We start from the raw sequence: 1,223 nt of genomic DNA on the forward strand, positions 1-1,223 counted from the left end.
TGAATCGTCTACACTTAATTGGACAACTCCCCTGAGGGGATGTATTGTTAAATTAAGAAAGTAGGCGATTTATTTATGGCTAGAGCTAGAAGAACATTTACACCAGAATTTAAACTTCAGATGGTACGATTATTTGAAAACGGAAAATCTAAATCTGATATTGTTAGAGAATATGATTTAACACCTTCGGCGTTAGATAAATGGATTAAGAATCATCAAAATAGTGGTTCGTTTAATGCTGCTGATAATCTAACCGATGAAGAAAAAGAGCTCCGAAAATTGCGTAAAGAAAATCAACAATTAAAGATGGAAAATGATATTTTAAAGCAAGCAGCGCTGATCATGGGACGAAAATAGAAGTCATTCAACAGAATGCACATCAATATTCAGTATCAGCAATGTGCAAAGTCCTAAAAATACCAAGAAGCACTTATTATGATTCAATAAAACGAACTTCAAATAAACTAAAAAATGATGATTCAGAATTAGAAAAAACTATTGTTAGTACTTTTAACTCAAATAGAAAGAGCTTTGGTACAAGACGAATTAAATATGAGTTAAATAAATTAGGTATTATTGTATCTAGACGAAAAATAAGTCGTATTATGAAAAAATATGATTTAATTTCAGTTTATACAAAAGCTAAATATAAAAATCATCAGAAAGAAATAAATGAAAAATTAATAAAAAATCACTTGAATCGTTCATTTACAAAGGAACAGCCATTAGAAGTTTTAGTCAGTGATTTAACGTATGTTAAAGTCGCAGGAACATGGCATTACATATGTTTATTTATTGATCTCTTCAATAGAGAAATCGTTGGTTACAGTGCAGGTAAAAATAAAGACGCCCATTTAGTGACGAAAGCAATGAGTAAAATTAATCATAATTTAGAACAAATAGAATTATTCCATACAGATAGAGGTAAGGAATTCGACAACAAATTGATAGATGAAGTATTAAAATCGTTTAACATCAAAAGATCATTAAGTACAAAAGGCTGTCCTTATGATAACGCCGTTGCAGAAGCAACGATGAAAGCAATAAAAACTGAATTTGTAAAACAAATGAAATTTGAAAACTTGAACCAGCTAGAAACCGAATTATTCGATTATGTGAATTGGTACAACAATTTTAGACCACATTCTTCATTACATTATTTAACGCCTGTGGCGTTTAAAAATTTACACATGAAAAGTGTCTAATAAACTGTTGACATTCCA

General features: G+C 29.8%; 1 protein-coding gene. It reads left to right on the forward strand.

Features of this window, described 5'->3' with window-relative positions; translation table 11 throughout:
* Positions 1–75: 75 nt before the first annotated feature.
* Positions 76–1,205 (forward strand): IS3 family transposase gene (locus OCL94_RS13150; RefSeq protein ID WP_262997374.1). Its coding sequence is split into 2 segments (ribosomal slippage): positions 76–322 and positions 322–1,205, totalling 1,131 coding nucleotides; the frame shifts between segments, so codons are not numbered across the junction.
* Positions 1,206–1,223 lie beyond the last annotated feature (18 nt).

It is taken from the genome of Macrococcus capreoli, assembly GCF_025628935.1.
Lineage (GTDB): Bacteria > Bacillota > Bacilli > Staphylococcales > Staphylococcaceae > Macrococcoides > Macrococcoides capreoli.